Source organism: Veillonella sp. LMAG:90 (assembly GCF_008679445.1).
GTDB lineage: Bacteria > Bacillota > Negativicutes > Veillonellales > Veillonellaceae > Veillonella_A.
In genome coordinates, this window is the sequence record NZ_NAND01000001.1 from 439,578 (window position 1) to 455,816 (window position 16,239).

The 16,239-nt window shown below is 44.1% G+C and carries 13 protein-coding genes; all 13 read left to right on the forward strand.

From position 1 onward, the window contains the following. Positions 1 to 62 precede the first annotated feature (62 nt). The 13 genes from CCC71_RS01945 (at position 63) to CCC71_RS02005 (ending at position 16,165) form a co-directional block, all read left to right on the forward strand. Entirely contained in the window at positions 63 to 1,751 is a 1,689-nt protein-coding gene (locus tag CCC71_RS01945; RefSeq protein ID WP_156704506.1) for a sulfate adenylyltransferase subunit 1, read from the forward strand. 467 nt (positions 1,752 to 2,218) lie between these two features. Next, a complete protein-coding gene (locus tag CCC71_RS01950; RefSeq protein WP_295223501.1) occupies positions 2,219 to 3,499 on the forward strand; it encodes an FAD-dependent oxidoreductase in 1,281 nt (426 codons plus the stop codon). After that, positions 3,496 to 3,777 carry a ferredoxin family protein gene (locus tag CCC71_RS01955; protein ID WP_006555881.1) on the forward strand — a complete coding sequence of 94 codons (282 nt, stop codon included), beginning with the start codon at positions 3,496 to 3,498 and terminating at the stop codon, positions 3,775 to 3,777. Before CCC71_RS01950 ends, CCC71_RS01955 begins: the two co-directional genes overlap by 4 nt. Before the next feature lie 14 nt (positions 3,778 to 3,791). Then, positions 3,792 to 4,592, forward strand: a complete 801-nt coding sequence (locus CCC71_RS01960; protein WP_156704508.1) for an electron transfer flavoprotein subunit beta/FixA family protein — start codon at positions 3,792 to 3,794, stop codon at positions 4,590 to 4,592. A 13-nt stretch (positions 4,593 to 4,605) separates the two neighbouring features. Further along, the gene (locus tag CCC71_RS01965; protein ID WP_156704510.1) at positions 4,606 to 5,613 is read left to right on the forward strand and encodes an electron transfer flavoprotein subunit alpha/FixB family protein; all 1,008 of its coding nucleotides are present in this window, start codon (positions 4,606 to 4,608) and stop codon (positions 5,611 to 5,613) included. Between the two features lie 332 nt (positions 5,614 to 5,945). Continuing rightward, positions 5,946 to 8,864 carry a YadA-like family protein gene (locus CCC71_RS01970; protein WP_296332734.1) on the forward strand — a complete coding sequence of 973 codons (2,919 nt, stop codon included), beginning with the start codon at positions 5,946 to 5,948 and terminating at the stop codon, positions 8,862 to 8,864. A gap of 324 nt (positions 8,865 to 9,188) precedes the next feature. Further along, positions 9,189 to 10,145, forward strand: a complete 957-nt coding sequence (locus CCC71_RS01975) for a zinc-binding dehydrogenase (protein ID WP_021842000.1) — start codon at positions 9,189 to 9,191, stop codon at positions 10,143 to 10,145. Then, positions 10,138 to 10,599 (forward strand): MarR family winged helix-turn-helix transcriptional regulator, encoded by a 462-nt coding sequence (locus tag CCC71_RS01980; protein WP_021842001.1) that lies wholly within the window; start codon positions 10,138 to 10,140, stop codon positions 10,597 to 10,599. The genes CCC71_RS01975 and CCC71_RS01980 overlap by 8 nt, the downstream gene beginning before the upstream one ends. Further along, positions 10,596 to 11,315 (forward strand): ABC transporter ATP-binding protein, encoded by a 720-nt coding sequence (locus CCC71_RS01985; protein WP_156704512.1) that lies wholly within the window; start codon positions 10,596 to 10,598, stop codon positions 11,313 to 11,315. The genes CCC71_RS01980 and CCC71_RS01985 overlap by 4 nt, the downstream gene beginning before the upstream one ends. 3 nt (positions 11,316 to 11,318) lie before the next feature. Continuing rightward, positions 11,319 to 12,851: an ABC transporter permease/substrate-binding protein gene (locus tag CCC71_RS01990; protein ID WP_295244872.1), complete on the forward strand. Its 1,533-nt coding sequence runs from the start codon at positions 11,319 to 11,321 to the stop codon at positions 12,849 to 12,851. Positions 12,852 to 13,054: 203 nt separating this feature from the next. Next, positions 13,055 to 13,765, forward strand: a complete 711-nt coding sequence (locus tag CCC71_RS01995) for a DUF554 domain-containing protein (RefSeq protein WP_021842005.1) — start codon at positions 13,055 to 13,057, stop codon at positions 13,763 to 13,765. 358 nt (positions 13,766 to 14,123) lie between these two features. Beyond that, complete coding sequence (locus CCC71_RS02000; protein ID WP_156704516.1) at positions 14,124 to 15,290, forward strand: iron-containing alcohol dehydrogenase; 1,167 nt, start codon at positions 14,124 to 14,126, stop codon at positions 15,288 to 15,290. Between the two features lie 89 nt (positions 15,291 to 15,379). Continuing rightward, a complete protein-coding gene (locus tag CCC71_RS02005) occupies positions 15,380 to 16,165 on the forward strand; it encodes a RibD family protein (RefSeq protein WP_295269012.1) in 786 nt (261 codons plus the stop codon). Positions 16,166 to 16,239 lie beyond the last annotated feature (74 nt).

Here is a 16,239-nt window from a genome sequence, read left to right on the forward strand (position 1 = left end):
ACGATGAGGGCCATTCTTTTTGAAAAAGAACAAGCCTTGGGGATGACAGAGAGGATACAACGATGAAAGGACTTTTAAAATTTATTACCTGTGGCAGTGTGGATGACGGTAAATCCACACTCATCGGCCACATTTTATATGATGCAAAATTATTATATGCGGACCAGGCGAAAGCCTTGGAATTGGAAAGTAAAGTGGGCAGCCGCGGCGGCGCCATCGACTACTCTTTATTGCTCGACGGCCTCATGGCGGAACGCGAACAGGGGATTACCATTGACGTAGCGTACCGTTATTTCACCACCGACAACCGCAGCTTTATCGTAGCGGACACACCGGGCCACGAAGAATACACCCGTAACATGGCCGTAGGTGCGTCCTTTGCAGATTTGGCCATTATCTTGGTGGATGCTTCGCAGGGCATTTTGGTGCAGACCCGTCGTCATGCACGTATTTGTGCGTTGATGGGGATTGAGTCGTTCGTGTTTGCCGTGAATAAAATGGACCTTGTAGGCTATAAAGAAGACGTGTTCCGCAAGATTGAAGCGGACATTGCAGCCCTTGCTAAAGAAGTAGGGCTCAAGCAAGTACAGGTGATTCCGGTTTCGGCTACCGAAGGGGATAACATCACCGTTAAAGCAACGACCATGCCTTGGTACGAAGGACCGGCCTTATTGCCATACCTTGAAAACGTAGATGCATCCGGTGCAGCGGAAGACGGTTTCTATATGCCCGTACAACGCGTTTGCCGTCCGAATCACACCTTCCGCGGCTTCCAAGGCCAAGTGGAATCCGGCAAAATTACCGTTGGCGATACCCTCACCGTATTGCCGAGTGGAGAATCAGCTAAGGTTAAAACCTTGATGGTCGGTTTTGATGAAGTGCAGGAAGCGAAAAACGGCCAGCCGTTGACTGTTGAACTTGACCGTGAAATCGACGTGTCTCGTGGCAGCGTGTTGGTAAAACAGACCGGCATTGAAATCGCTCAGACCGCCAGCGTAAAACTCCTTTGGATGGATGACGAACCGCTTGAAGTGGGCAACGAATATCTCATAAGCCTCGGCACCAAACAGGTGGCCGCTACGGTGACGGATATTCAGTACCAAATCGACGTGAACAGCGGTGAACATTTACCGGCTGCGGAACTCGGTAAAAACAGCATTGCCCTTTGCACCTTGCACTTCCAGGCGCCGGTTGTTATGGATGAATTCCGTCGTCATAAGACGTTGGGTGAGTTGATTCTTATCAACCGCGTAAGCAACATGACCTCCGCTTGCGGTGTCGTAGAAGCGGTGGGTACTACTGCGGAACAGCACAGCTTTGAAGGCAATGGCTTGAAAGCACGTGGCGACGTGTTTGATGAATTCTACTACAATGTAGAAGGTCTCAAAGTAGATAAAATCCGTCCTAACCGCACGACCTTTAATATTGGCGACAGCTTGCCGCTCGCCGGTGCCAGCTACAACTATCCGGCTAATTTTGATATCTTGGTTCTCCGCGATAAAGTGGCTATCGAAGTACGGGACGGTAAATTGGCTAATATCGTACCGTTGGCTGAGTATACATACAACGACGTGCCGGTTGTGAACGGTCGCGGTTTTGCCGTGCAGGTTAACTCTGCCGACGATGTAAAACAATTCATCGAAGAGTCTTCCGATGATGCGTTGCAGCATGATGGCGCATGGCATGATAAATGGCTCCGTTTTGAAACGTACCGTAAGATTATTTTCCATGATTCTTTCTGGTCGATTTAAGAGAATAAGCGAATAAGACTAAGCAGTCATACAGTACATTACTGTGTGGCTGCTTTTTTATTGGTCTCATACATCTTAAACTTTGAGCAATATTGATTGATTTTGAGCGACATATATTTTATTCGCATAGTCCTATATCCGTCAAAATCTACGGTTATTCTCTTTTTTAATCACCAACATGTTAAAAATAAAACTCTATTGACATAAATAATCTATTCAATTTGAGTCCTTGGTCAGTTTTGATTAATTTTAATATATAGAATATATTTTACAATGCAAAAGAGGTATTTTATAAATTCACTTAGAATATATATAATAGTGAGTATAAAGTAAAATATCGATATGGTATTTTGCAAATTTCTAAGCTGTGTTTACCTACAGTGGGTCGCAAAAGGCCGACGTGGGACGTAACTGTTTTTTGTTTTTCAATGTATAAAATATACAGTATATTACACAAGGAGAACAGCATGGAACAATTTGATGCAATCGTTGTAGGCGGTGGCTTAGCAGGTGCGGCAGCTGCTTATCGAATGGCCAAAGAGGGTGTGAAAGTGCTCTTGGTTGAACGAGGGAGTTATGGGGGCGCGAAAAACATGACGGGTGGTCGTATTTATACGCATTCGTTAGAAGAGTTAATCCCTGATTTTAGAAAAACGGCTCCGTTAGAACGTAAAGTAACGAAGGAGCGCATCTCCATTTTGGAAGGTGGCAAGGCAACGACCGTTGAATATGAAGCGGAACCGGCTCAGCCAAAAGACGAATCCTATGTGGTATTGCGCGGCGTTTTTGATAAATGGCTCGTAGAGCAGGCTGAAAAAGCCGGTGCCGTGGTGGTTAACCGCATTCAGGTTACGGATCTTCTCATGGAAGGCGGCAAAGTGGTAGGCATTCGCTGTGGTAAAGATACGTTGCGTGCTGACGTAGTGGTATTGGCTGACGGCGTTAACTCCTTATTGGCTGAAAGAGCCGGTTTACGTGCACCGATTACGGCTGCCGAAGTAGCCGTAGGTGCTAAAGAAGTATATAGCTTTAATAAAGGTGTGTTGGAAGAACGCCTCGGCCTCGACGGCAATGACGGTTTGTCTTGGCTTTTCATGGGTGATATTACGCACGGTCTCATGGGCGGCGGTTTTATCTATACTAATAAAAACAGCTTATCCATCGGCGTCGTAGTAGGTCTTGAACATATCGGTGAATCGGACGCTACTATCGAAGATATGATGAACGAATTCATGGCGTATCCGACGGTGGCTCGCTTGTTGAAAGGCGGTAAACTCCTTGAACGCAGCGGTCACATGGTTCCGGAAGCCGGCTATAACATGGTGACCACCTTGAGCGGTGACGGCTTTATCATCGTCGGTGATGCGGCCGGTTTCTGTATCAACATGGGTTACACCGTGCGCGGTATGGATTTTGCCATTGCGTCCGGCATGTATGCCGCCGATGCGATTATTAAAGCCAAACGCTTAGGCGATTATTCCGCCGGTGCGTTACGTTACTACGATATTATGATTGAGGACAGCTTCGTAGGTAAAGATTTGAAAACCTATCGTCACTTCCCTGAATTCCTCAACAATCCGCGTATTTTCCAAAAATATCCGGGAATGGTCAACGGCATCATGTCCGATGTATTTACCGTTAACGGCGACGGCGCGAAACCGCTTGTTCCTAAATTATTGAAACGGGCTACCGGTGTAGGCCTTGTTAACTTGGCTATGGATGCCCTTAAAGGAGGTCGTGCCCTATGACAAACTTAGAAGAAAAGTTAGGCGTCAATAAATATTACGTAAACGAAGGTCATCCGCACATTGAAATCATTCATGATTATCCGGATATGAAGGAAAAAATGAAACTCGTCAATGCCTGCCCGGCCGGTTTATATACCTTAAACGACGACGGTACGCTTGCATTTGACTACGCCGGTTGCGTAGAATGCGGTACCTGCCGAGTTTTATGCGGCAAAACGATTGTAACTAAATGGGAATACCCGGACGACACGAAGGGTATTGAATTTCGTCAAGGCTAATAGGGAGGATGACTATGGAATTACTCGTATGTATCAAGCAAGTGCCGGATACGTCTGAAATCAAGCTCGATCCGGAAACGAACACTTTAATTCGTACCGGCCTGCCAAGTATTGTCAATCCGTTCGACATGAATGCATTGGAAGCGGCTTTGACCGTTAAAGATAAATATCCGGGAACCCGCGTTTCCGTGATTACCATGGGACCGCCGCAGGCGTCCGTGGCGTTAAAAGAATGTATCTCCATGGGGGCCGATGATGCGTACCTCATTACGGACCGTGCCTTTGCCGGTGCCGATACGCTCGCTACCAGCTACACCATCGCTTGTGCTATATCCAAAGTGCAGGAAGACCAGGGCAAACCGTTTGATATGATTTTCTGCGGTAAACAGGCCATCGACGGTGATACGGCGCAAGTAGGTCCGCAGATTGCCGAAGAACTGGGCATTCCTCAGGTTACCTATGTGTGCGGCATCGAAGTGAACGATAATATTGTACGGACCCAACGTGAACACGAAGAAGGCTTTGAAGTATTGGATACGGAAATGCCGATGCTCCTAACGGCCGTTAAATCCCTCAACGAACCACGCTATCCGACCCTCCATAATTCCATTCGTGCTACGCAGTACGAAGTGAAGACGATTACCGTTAAAGATATGACGACGGATCCTAAGCGTTTGGGCCTTCAAGGTTCGCCAACCCGTGTACGCAAAGTATACAGCCCGCCTATGCGCTCCGCCGGAACCATGTTGACCGGTGCCGTTTCGGAATCCGTAGCAACCGTTATGGATGTGTTAAAACAAAAAGAACTTATCTGATAGCTAAGGAGGAATTACGGTGTTTGAAGAATACAAAGGTGTCTATGTCATTGCTGACTGTTTCGACGGTCAGGTGCGCAAAGTCACATACGAATTAATTGGTCAGGCCCGCCTCATAGCGGATCAGTTGCAAGAAGATGTACATACATTGCTTCTCGGCGCCAAAGTGGCCGGCGAAGCACAAAGCCTTATCGAGTATGGCAGTGATTACGTTCATGTATTTGAACATCCTTTATTGGCACGCTACACGACTGACGGCTACACTAAAGTCATTACCGATTTCTTTGCTCAGAATAAACCGAATGTTATCCTCATCGGTGCTACTAACGACGGTCGCGATTTGGCACCGCGTATTTCCGGTCGTATGAAAAACGGCGTTGTAGCGGACTGTACGATTTTGTCCGTAAGCACATCCGACGGCCTTGTAGAATGGACTCGTCCGGCCTTGGGCGGTAACATTTTGGCGGAAATCATCTGTCCGGAACATCGCCCGCAAATGGGCTCCGTTCGTCCGAATGTGTTCAAAATGCCGGAACGCCAGGAAGGTCGTCAAGGTCATATCAACAAGGTCGAAGTTCAGCTCACTGACGGGGACATTCGCAATCGTTTCGTAGAAATGATTAAGGTGGACATGAACGATGTTAACATCGAAGAAGCGGAAATCATCGTGGCCGGAGGTCGCGGCATGGGTTCCCCTGAAAACTTCAAAGTGTTGGAAGAATTGGCCGATGCGTTGGGCGGTGTGCTCGGCGTAACCCGTCCGATTGTTGAAAAAGGCTGGTATCCGTTGAGCCGTCAAGTTGGTCAAACCGGTAAGACAGTGGCTCCTAAATTATACTTGGCCTTCGGCATCTCCGGTGCCATTCAGCATACGGCCGGCATTACGGGCTCCGATATGATTGTGGCCATTAATAACGATCCGGAAGCCTCTATTTTCAAAGTGTGCGACTACGGTATCGTAGGCGACGCTATGGAAGTGGCTCGTGAAATGATTGCGCAATGCAAGGCTATAAAAGGATAAAGTGAAAATCCAATTATTTACTTATTAATAAAATTTGTGAAAAAGCTATGGTGTAATGACACTGTAGCTTTTTCTTTTTTATATGATGAATAGTGCAAAAATATAAGATGTGTGAAATTTTAACACGGCGGTATGAAATATAATTTTTATTCACCGGTTTATGTTTTATGAGAAACAGTGATAAAATAATGATTATATGTCTTGTGAGGGGGCACAAATATGATAGTATTTAACTATAAATGAAGTCGTGATGAATTGATTGGTATAGGTAATAATCAATTCACTGTTTTCAAAACGTTAGTTAGTGGACGTGCTTTGAGAGGAGTTTAGGTATGAAAATCAAGAAAAATGGTCGTCATGTGATTAAAACATCTTTGAGCAGTGCTGTTTTATTGAGTTTGTTATTAGGGGGACAGGTTTTTGCAGCGGATAATATTGTTGTAGATAGTGGTACGGCTACAGGTACGATCAATACCGTAACCGATGATACGACGGCTCGTGTTGTAGGAACTGGGAATACAGTTACAACAAGCAATGATGCTGAAGTATTTGGCGATGATAATACAGTAACTAATAGTAAAAGTCAGACTGTGATTGGCGATAAGAACAGTGTCACAGGGAGAAACTCAGGTACTGTTTCTGGAAAACAAGACGTTAGAACAGAAACCGTATCTGATTTACTTATCGGTAAAGGAAATACGATTAGTGGTAATGATACTTATATGAAAGGCTATGAAAGTCTAACTGTTATTGGCAACAATAATACTTTTAAGGCTCCGGGTGGAGGTATTGTGATTGGCGATAATCGGATGAATAACGATTTTAAAGATTCGGTTATTATTGGCTCCTTAACGCCTGAAGAAAAGAAAGCTGCGAATAAAAATATTAGGGGAATGAACATGACTGTTGTTGGTAATCATGCACAGAGTGGTGCCTCGGGTACAGTAGTAGGTTGGGGCGCTCAAGGTCTTGGATCTTTTGGTACAGTCACAGGTTTTAATTCAGTAAGCAGTCTGGGTACTACCTGGTCTTCGATTTATGGCGTTGATAATAAAATTACCGGGTCTGAATATGCCCCCGTGACTATGGTTAATGGTGCTTTTGGTACGATGAATAAGGTAGACTATTCATCGAACTCTATGGTTTGGGGCACCGGTAACTGGGTGACAAATGCCGGTGGCAATATGATTGATGTGGTAGTAAACGGTTTTAGTGATTATCGTTATAATGAGTTTATATTGCATGGTAGTTATAATAACGGATATTCAGATCATATGTCCGAGATATTTAGAGATTATGCTTCACTTAACGGTGGATCTGTGTTTGCTATGGGGAACAGCAATACATCAGATTATGCAAGAAGATCTTCAATTATAGGGTCGGGGAATACTTTAAATGGGACTGAAAATACGGTAAGTGATTATAATACCATTGCAGGTTATCAAAATGCCGGTATTAATGTGAATAATACTTCAGTCGTGGGGACCGGAAATACATTAAATGGTGGAAATACGGCAGTAGTGATTGGTGATTATAATATATTGACTGGAGGCAGTAATAATATTATTCTTGGTTCAATGGAAACAAAAGATGAAATTAAGACACAAATATATACGCCAAAGATGGACATTATCACCCGTGATCCGTATACTGGTACAGCAATTCCTTATACAATGAAAGTAAAGGTAGCGGTAAAGGCTCATACAGAAAACATCAGTAATGCCGTTATGCTCGGGTATAATACGGATGTGCAATATGACGGCGGCGTTGCTCTTGGCAGCAATTCCATTGCATCTGTAGATAAGGGAAGATATGGATATAATCCAATTACCGGTACTGCTTTTGATAGCGATACAGCAATTGCAGCTCTTTCAGGAAAAGAATCTCGATTAACGGAATTGAATAATAGTTTAGGTGGCTTAGAGTCAACATATACAACAGCTAAAGATGATTATCAAAGTAAGGTCGATAATTATTTAGAAAAGGCTGCAACTTATTCGGAAAAGGTTCAATTTTATAACGCTGCTGATGCAGGATCAGCAGATCAAGCAAGATATAAGGAACAAATGGATGCTGCGAAGACTGCGTTGGATGAAGCTGAAATAGCAATGAATACTTCTGAAACTACTATGAACAATGCTAATAAAGCTTATACTGATGCTGTATCAGAAAAGAATCAGATTACTTCTGCGTGGAAGTCCAATGCTGCCGCTGTTTCCGTTGGCGACAGTGAAGCAGGTATTACTCGCCAAATTACTAATGTAGCAGCCGGTACAAATGACACTGATGCTGTTAACGTAGCTCAACTTAAAGCAGCCGTAGATGCTGCCGGCACGGGCTTGCAAAAAAGTAACAATGCTTTGAGTTATGAAAATAATAAACTATCCTTATCTATTAAAGACTCGGATGGTAAGGACTTCATTACAGGGAGTGTAGAAATATCTGATTTAGCCAATTCAATTAATACTCGTAATAGTGTAGGTAACTTTGATGGCGACAATACTATTACTATTGAAAAAGCTGAAGGCTTAAATGAATTTAATGGTGTAAAATACCAGCTTAAAGTTAATACCGATGGCAAGGTAGCTGCAGATAATAAAGGTGTTGTTAATGGCAGTACTGTTTACAACGAAACTCGTGTAGCCAAAGATGGTACTTACGTTAAACAATCTAAATCTGCAGGAGAAAACTTGACTGCTTTGGATAGCCAAGTAGCTGCCAATACGACTCAGATTACGCAGAACACTAATAATATTACTTCCATTTCCAACGAAGTAAGCAATATTACCAATAACGTAACCAGCTTGAACAGCCAAGTTAATAAATTGGATAATCGAATTAATCGTGTCGGTGCCGGTGCCGCCGCATTAGCTGCTTTACATCCGCAAGATTATGATCCGACTGCTAAGTGGGATTTTGCGGCCGGGTATGGCAACTACAAATCGGCCAATGCAGTAGCTATCGGTGCATTCTATCGTCCGACGAATGATTTGTTATTCTCCGTAGGCACCAGCATGGGCGGCGGTGAAAACATGTTTAACGCCGGTGTGAGCATTAAATTTGGTAAGGGTAGTGAATACTCCAACTACTCCAAAACTGATTTAGTCTCCGTAATCTCTAGCCAGCAAGCGGAAATCAGTGCAGTTAAAGCCGACAATGAAGCTATCAAAGCGGATAATGAAGCTAAAACTAAACGTATCGAAGCGTTAGAAAAACAGATGCAGGAAATTTTAAGCCAAATCAATCGCTAAGAGATTTCATAATGCATGTACTGTAACCGATTGTGAGGTTAGTTCCCCTCAATCACAGCACCCAAAAACCAAAAATTCATTTTAAAACACTTTTATCAAAAACTCACTAAAAAGGGACGTACATCAATACTAGAGCAACCCGGGCTCTGATGAGATGTACGTCCTTTGTGTTATGCAATGGTCTTTTTATTTTGTAACAAGGACTCTTACTTTATGACTCAATACAATTATCGATAAATCTCTATAGGTCAAATTATTTGACTTATAGAGGTTTTTAGATTTATAATTAAATTGTAAAAAGTTTTGACTGAAAAGAGGGATTATATGAAGGCAGTGGTTGTCTATGAAGCGGGCGGTGTCGATAAGCTCATATATGAGGACGTGCCTACGCCGGCGGTTAAACCGGGTTGGTCTTTGGTTAAGGTGAAAGGTTTCGGCATTAATCGCTCTGAGATATTTACGCGAAACGGTTATTCGGAATCGGTAAAGTTTCCGCGGATTTTGGGGATTGAATGTGTCGGTGTCATTGAGAAAAGCACCGATGTAAAGCGTTTGCCACCGGGTACGAAGGTCGTATCCGTTATGGGGGAAATGGGCCGTGATTTTGACGGATCCTATGCGGAGTATGTATTACTTCCGAATGAGCAGATTTATACGGTGCGTACAGACTTACCTTGGCCGATTATGGCGGCTATACCGGAGACGTATCATACGGCTTTTGGCACGCTGCAGAATTTAAAAATCGAGGCTGGCGATGCTGTGTTGGTACGCGGTGCCACGAGTGGTGTGGGCGTAGCGTTTGCCAAACTTTTAAAAGCTCGTTATCCGAAAGTGCGCCTGTATGGTTCGACGCGTTCCATGAATAAGCTTGAACAGCTCTTGGCGGAAGGTTTTGACGAGTGCATTCTCGATGAGAACGGTCGTTTGGATACTGATATATCTTTTGATAAGATTGCCGATATGGTGGGCCCGGCTGTATTAGAAGATAATCTGGCGCATTTAAAGCCGGGCGGAATTCTTTGCAACACGGGCCTTCTCGGTGGTCAGTGGTATGTGGAGAATTTTGATATTATTATGACTTTGGGCAGCGGTAAATATGTGACCGGCTTCTATTCCGGCATTGTGAATGAACCGATGCTGCAAGCCCTATTCGATTATATTAAGGACAACAACATTACTGTTGAGCCGGCTATAGTTTTTAAATTAGCCGAAATTCGTGAGGCACACGCCTATTTGGACAGTGCTGACAGTTTTGGGAAGGTGGTGGTAGTGAATGACTGATATTTTACCGGCAACAAAAGAATATTCCAGAATTCGCGACAACCAGATGTCGATTTTTGAAAACTATGCTCGTAAAAACGGCATGCAGAGCAAGGCGCTGACGATTCTGATGTGGATTTACTATAATCCGAATGGAATTACGCAGCAACGCATTACGCGCAAGACGTATTCCACGAAACAGGTCGTCAATGCGACCATAAAGAACTTCAAGGACAAGGGCTATATCTTTTTTGAAGAAAATCCTGAAGATAAGCGCACGAAAGTGATTAAATTGACCGAAGACGGTCGCACCTATGCAGCATCTATATTGGATGCTTTGGAAGCAGCGGAAAATGCGGCTATGAAGGAATTAACGGCCGAGGAGCAGGATGTATTACTCCGGGCCGGTGAAAAGTTTACCACGGCATTGGCCAGGAACATTGATGAATTACGGGAACGGCAGGTGAAACAATGATTGAATTTAAGAATGTAAGTAAATTATATAAAGAGAAGGCGGCGCTTCGTAATATCAACATGACTATCGCGTGCGGGGAGTTTTTCGTCCTCGTCGGTACGAGTGGTAGTGGTAAAACGACGACGCTCAAGATGATTAACCGTCTTTTGACGCCGACGGAAGGCACGGTTTCGATTAATGGTGTCGATGTACAGCAGTCGGAGCTGAGAGAATTGCGCTTAAACATCGGTTATGTATTGCAGGCCGGCGCTTTATTCCCGAATTTAACGGTATGTGAAAACATCGAAATCATCCCGGAAATGAAGGGTTGGCCTAAAGAAGAGCGGGTTAAAACAATCCATTCCTATTTGGAAATGGTGGGCCTTCCGCCGGACCAATATATGAATCGGTATCCTCATGAGCTCTCCGGCGGCGAACAGCAACGTGTAGGGATTCTACGGGCTATCGTGACGCGTCCTTCGATTCTCCTCATGGACGAACCGTTCAGCGCCCTCGATCCGATTAGTCGCAATCAGTTGCAGGAGCTCATTAAGCGCCTCCATGATACGTTCAAAATGACGATTGTCTTTGTAACCCATGACATGGCGGAAGCGGTGAAACTGGGCACGCGTATCTGCGTCATGAGTAAGGGTGAAATTGTGCAGCTCGATACGCTGCAAGTGATTAAAGAACATCCGGCGCACGAAGTGGTTAAGCGTTTTTTCTACGAGGGGTAAATCATGGACACATTATATAGTACATTCATTGAACGACAAGGTGAATGGGTACAATTATTGGTAGAACATGTGCAAATCTCCATGATTGCGCTGTTTATTGCCATTTTATTATCTGTACCGTTTGCTATCTTCGTCGTTAAATACAAAAAAGCGTCGGAAATCACCTTGCAGGTGGCCGGCATTTTACAGACCATTCCGTCATTGGCCTTATTGGGTCTCTTTATTCCGCTTCTTGGTATCGGCAAGGTGCCGGCCATTGTGGCGCTCGTTATTTACGGTTTGTTCCCGATTTTGCAAAACACGATTACCGGTTTGCAGAGTATTGATCCGCTCCTTCAGGAGGCGGCCGATGCGTTTGGTATGAATCGCTGGGAAAAGCTTAAAAAGTTTGAATTGGTACTGGCCATGCCGTCCATTATCGGCGGGATTCGCACGTCGTCGGTTATGTTAATCGGTACGGCTACGTTGGGCGCCTTAATCGGGGCCGGCGGTCTCGGAGCCTTCATTTTGCTCGGTATCGATCGCAATAACTCCGCTTTAATTCTCATCGGGGCTATTTCGGCCGCTCTGCTCGCCGTGTTGTTTAGCGTGATTATTAAGTTTTTAGAAACAAAATCGTTAAAAGTTATCGGCTCTTCCTTCGCGGCTGCCTTGGTATTATTGGTGCTTTCTACGATTAACGTGGGCGGTCTCGGCGGCGTTGGCAACATCGGCGGTCATCCGACCTTGATAGCGGCCGGCAAGCTGGGTTCGGAGCCGGAAATCTTGATTAATATGTATAAAGAACTGATTGAGGATCAGACGGACATAAAAGTGGTGGTCAAACCAAGTTTCGGCAAGACGAGCTTCTTGTATGAAGCGCTTAAAAAAGGTTCCATCGATATGTATCCGGAGTTTACCGGCACGGTAACATCCGCCTTGTTACAACCGCCGTTGACGAATATCGGGAATAATCCGAAGACCGTGTATGAAGCGGCTAAAGAGGGCATTTTAAAACAGGATAATTTGGTATTGTTGGAACCGATGGCGTATCAGAATACGTACGCCTTGGCGGTCAAACGCTCCTATGCGGAAGAGCATGGGCTTAAAACGATTTCCGATTTGCAAAAAGTCGTAAATACGGCTACAGCCGGTTTCTCCTTAGAGTTTAATGACCGCTCCGACGGTAACAAGGGCTTACAGTCCCTCTATGGGCTTAACTTCCAAGTGGTGACCATGGAGCCGAGTTTGCGCTATGAAGCTATCGACCAGGGCAATGTGGATGTCATTGATGTATTCTCCACGGACCCTGAAATTATCACGCATGATTTGGTAATGCTCGAAGATGACCGCGGTCTCTTCCCACCATATCAGGGAGCACCGTTATTACGGGCCGATACGCTTAAAAAATACCCTGAATTGGCACCTGTTTTGAATAAGCTGGCCGGAATGATTACAACGGATGAAATGCTTAAAATGAACTACGAAGTAGACGTGGACGGCAAGACGGCTAATGAAGTAGCCGTGACTTACCTGAAATCTAAAGGGTTATTATAACACAAATAGTATGTAAGGCTTGCGTGATTAAACAGATCCGTCAAGCATAATAATGCTTCGGCATGACAATAGTATGATACCTTCCTTTAAAAGGCTTTGCGGCGTGTCCGTGAAGCCTTTTAAAATATAGAATTTTACAGCCCTTATTATATGTTATAATCAGATTATCAGCTTTTTGAGAGACTTATGAAAGAAGGGATTGTATGCCTGGGTTAGGTACTTTAATTAATATGTTAATCATCGTAGTTGGGGGACTCATCGGATTAACAGCACGCAATTATTTGAAACAACAGCTATTGGACACGTTGATGGTGGCCATGAGTGCTTGCATTATTTTTATCGGTATTGCCGGAGCCGTTCAAGAGTCACTCGTCTTTGACGGTCAAAAATTCGCTCTTACCAACTTGATGATGTTGGTAGTAACCTTTATTATCGGTACTGTCATCGGGGAATTTATTGATTTGGATAAAAAATTAGAGGATTTTGGCGCCTGGCTCCGTGTGAAAACTAAGAACGAAGGGGAAGGCGGTTTTACCCAAGCTTTTTTAACCGCATCTTTTACCGTCTGTATTGGTGCTATGGCGATTATCGGCTCTATTAAGGATGCCACGGGCGATCCGTCAATTTTGATTGCGAAGGCTATGATGGACGGAATTGTCGTTATGATTATGACCACCACTTTGGGCAAGGGCTGTATCTATTCCGCCATTCCCGTGGGCATAGTGCAAGGGCTGGTTACCCTGTTGGCTATTTTTATTTCTCCATGGCTGACGAATCAGGCACTCAGTAATATATCGCTGACCGGCTCGATTATGATTTTCTTAATCGGTGTGAGCTTGCTTACAGGTAAGCATTTTCGGATTGCTAATATGTTGCCGACCCTTGTGGTGGCAGCGTTGTGGGCGTGGTTGTAAATACCGGAGCCTATGGACAGTTAACTAGATAGTTGATTTTTTAAAATAAACTCTGTCGTAAAATTGCGGCAGAGTTTTTTTATGGCTTATATATGATTTTTGACTATGATTTTTTATCTTTTATCTTTTGGCATCTATATGGGGAATTTATTTTTGCCCTTGACTTGAAGCCAACTCTAAGGGGTACAATAGAATTGTACTTAGTGATAGCACATATGTAAGAGAAGCTATCCGGCAGTTTACTCGTATATATTTTATTTTGTTGCCCGTGGACCGGTGTAGTATTAGTCGGCAATCCAAGGCAGAATTACTTTTATAATTTGGAATACGTGGTGTAAAAGAAAGGAAAGGATACGTTATGTTAGGTACATTTACTTTTGAAAATCCAACTCGAATTCATTTTGGTCAAAATGCATTGGAATCATTGAATCAGGAGCTGCCAAAATTTGGTAAGAATGTTCTGCTTGTATATGGCGGCGGCTCCATTAAGAAATCGGGACTTTATGATCAAGTGGTTGAAATTTTAAAAGCCAACGGCAAGACGATAACCGAAGATGCCGGTGTTATGTCTAATCCTACGGTAGATAAATTATATGAAGGCGTGGAACGAGCTAAAGCAGGCAATGTAGATTTTATCTTGGCTGTAGGTGGCGGCTCCGTTATTGACTATGCGAAAGCTGTGTCGGTATCGATTAATTGTAAGGAAGACCCATGGGAAAAATATTTTGAACGCATGGAGGATGTGGATTGTGAAATCGTACCGGTAGGTACTGTTTTAACAATGGTAGGCACAGGCTCTGAAATGAACGGTGGCTCTGTTATTACGAATCATGCTAAAAAATTGAAAATCGGCCATGTATTCGGCCCTAATGTATTCCCTAAATTCTCTATTTTAGACCCTACGTACACTTATACTTTGCCTACGTATCAGATGGTAGCCGGGTTCTTTGATATTATGTCCCATTTATTGGAACAATATTTCTCCGGTACCGATGATAATACATCGGATTATGTGATTGAAGGGCTCTTACGTTCCGTGATTCACAGCGCGCGCATTGCCGTGAAAAATCCTAAGGACTATGAAGCACGTAGTAATATTATGTGGACGGCTACTTGGGCACTGAACACATTCACTCATATGGGAAAACCGGGCGACTGGATGGTTCACATGCTTGGTCAGGCGGTAGGTGCCTATACTGATGCTACTCACGGTATGACCTTGGCTGCTGTTTCCATTCCGTACTACAAACACATTTTACAGGCCGGTTTGCCTAAGTTTAAACGCTATGCCTTGAATGTATGGAATGTAGATCCAACCGGTAAAACGGATGAAGAAATTGCATTGGCCGGTTTAGACGCTATGGCCGATTACATGCGTGAAATCGGTGTGGTTATGAATTTAACCGATCTTGGCGCTACACCTGACATGATTGAAGGCATTGCTGATGCTACCTTCATTCTTAAGGGCGGTTACAAAGTATTGACACGTGATGAAGTAGTCGCCATTTTAAAAGCCAGCCTATAATTTCCGTATATTGAGCCATTATTAGGCTGAGTTTATGATATATCGCAAGCTTGAGCGTATGTTATATCGTAAGGAAAGGATACACAGTGATGACGAGACCTTATATTTTTTGCCATATGGAAACGAGTTTGGACGGTAAAATAATGGGGAAATACCTTTGGCGCCCCAATGCCGTCGATGAAGGCGACTCTTTTGACATAGTGCAACATCAGAAGTATGAGTACCAAGCGCTTATTTTAGGCCGTACGACGATTGATGATAATTTTACGTATTATGAAAAACCGCAGGTGAATGAAGCGGCGCCTGAGGTTCCGGCGGGCGACTTTATCGCTGAAGGCGCTTCTTTGGGACAGTTCATGATTGCCATCGATAGCAAGGGGAAATTGGCATGGCCCGATAATACGGCAGAAGATGGCGATATGAAGCCACATGTGGTGTCTATCTTAACAGAAAGTACGCCGAACAGTTATAAAGATTTCCTTCGTCAAAAAGGCATCAGCTATTTAATCTGCGGCAAGGATTCCGTTGATTTGGCACTTGCTTGTGAGAAGATTAAAGACGTGCTCCATGTTGAAAAAATGATGCTCGGCGGCGGTGCCGTGCTTAATTGGAGCTTCCTCCAAGCAGGTCTCATTGACGAAGTGAGCCAGGTTATTGCACCGGCTGCGGACGGCAGTACTACGACGCAAACTCTTTTCATGGCTAAGCCGGGTATCACCAAAGATCAGCCGATAATCTTCAAGCCGTTGAGCGTTGAAATCATGGAAGATGATGCGGTTTGGATTCGTTGGCAGGTGGGTGAAAAGGTCGATTTCGACTTCGACAACGACCCGACCTATAAAGAAGTAATGGGCATGATTGAGGCGCATAAATAAGAGCCGGCTCAAGTAGATAGTCAAAGCTAACGACTAAATCTTAAAAAGCTTAAAAAGCTTAAACCTTTCAAACT

What these genes read in the sequence shown, in the direction of transcription:
- CCC71_RS01990 (WP_295244872.1), top strand. Translation starts at nt 11,319, where the DNA reads ATGGACACATTATATAGTACATTCATTGAACGACAAGGTGAATGGGTA.
- CCC71_RS01960 (WP_156704508.1), top strand. Translation starts at nt 3,792, where the DNA reads ATGGAATTACTCGTATGTATCAAGCAAGTGCCGGATACGTCTGAAATC.
- CCC71_RS01995 (WP_021842005.1), top strand. Translation starts at nt 13,055, where the DNA reads ATGCCTGGGTTAGGTACTTTAATTAATATGTTAATCATCGTAGTTGGG.
- CCC71_RS02000 (WP_156704516.1), top strand. Translation starts at nt 14,124, where the DNA reads ATGTTAGGTACATTTACTTTTGAAAATCCAACTCGAATTCATTTTGGT.
- CCC71_RS01985 (WP_156704512.1), top strand. Translation starts at nt 10,596, where the DNA reads ATGATTGAATTTAAGAATGTAAGTAAATTATATAAAGAGAAGGCGGCG.
- CCC71_RS02005 (WP_295269012.1), top strand. Translation starts at nt 15,380, where the DNA reads ATGACGAGACCTTATATTTTTTGCCATATGGAAACGAGTTTGGACGGT.
- CCC71_RS01980 (WP_021842001.1), top strand. Translation starts at nt 10,138, where the DNA reads ATGACTGATATTTTACCGGCAACAAAAGAATATTCCAGAATTCGCGAC.
- CCC71_RS01955 (WP_006555881.1), top strand. Translation starts at nt 3,496, where the DNA reads ATGACAAACTTAGAAGAAAAGTTAGGCGTCAATAAATATTACGTAAAC.
- CCC71_RS01970 (WP_296332734.1), top strand. Translation starts at nt 5,946, where the DNA reads ATGAAAATCAAGAAAAATGGTCGTCATGTGATTAAAACATCTTTGAGC.
- CCC71_RS01945 (WP_156704506.1), top strand. Translation starts at nt 63, where the DNA reads ATGAAAGGACTTTTAAAATTTATTACCTGTGGCAGTGTGGATGACGGT.
- CCC71_RS01950 (WP_295223501.1), top strand. Translation starts at nt 2,219, where the DNA reads ATGGAACAATTTGATGCAATCGTTGTAGGCGGTGGCTTAGCAGGTGCG.
- CCC71_RS01975 (WP_021842000.1), top strand. Translation starts at nt 9,189, where the DNA reads ATGAAGGCAGTGGTTGTCTATGAAGCGGGCGGTGTCGATAAGCTCATA.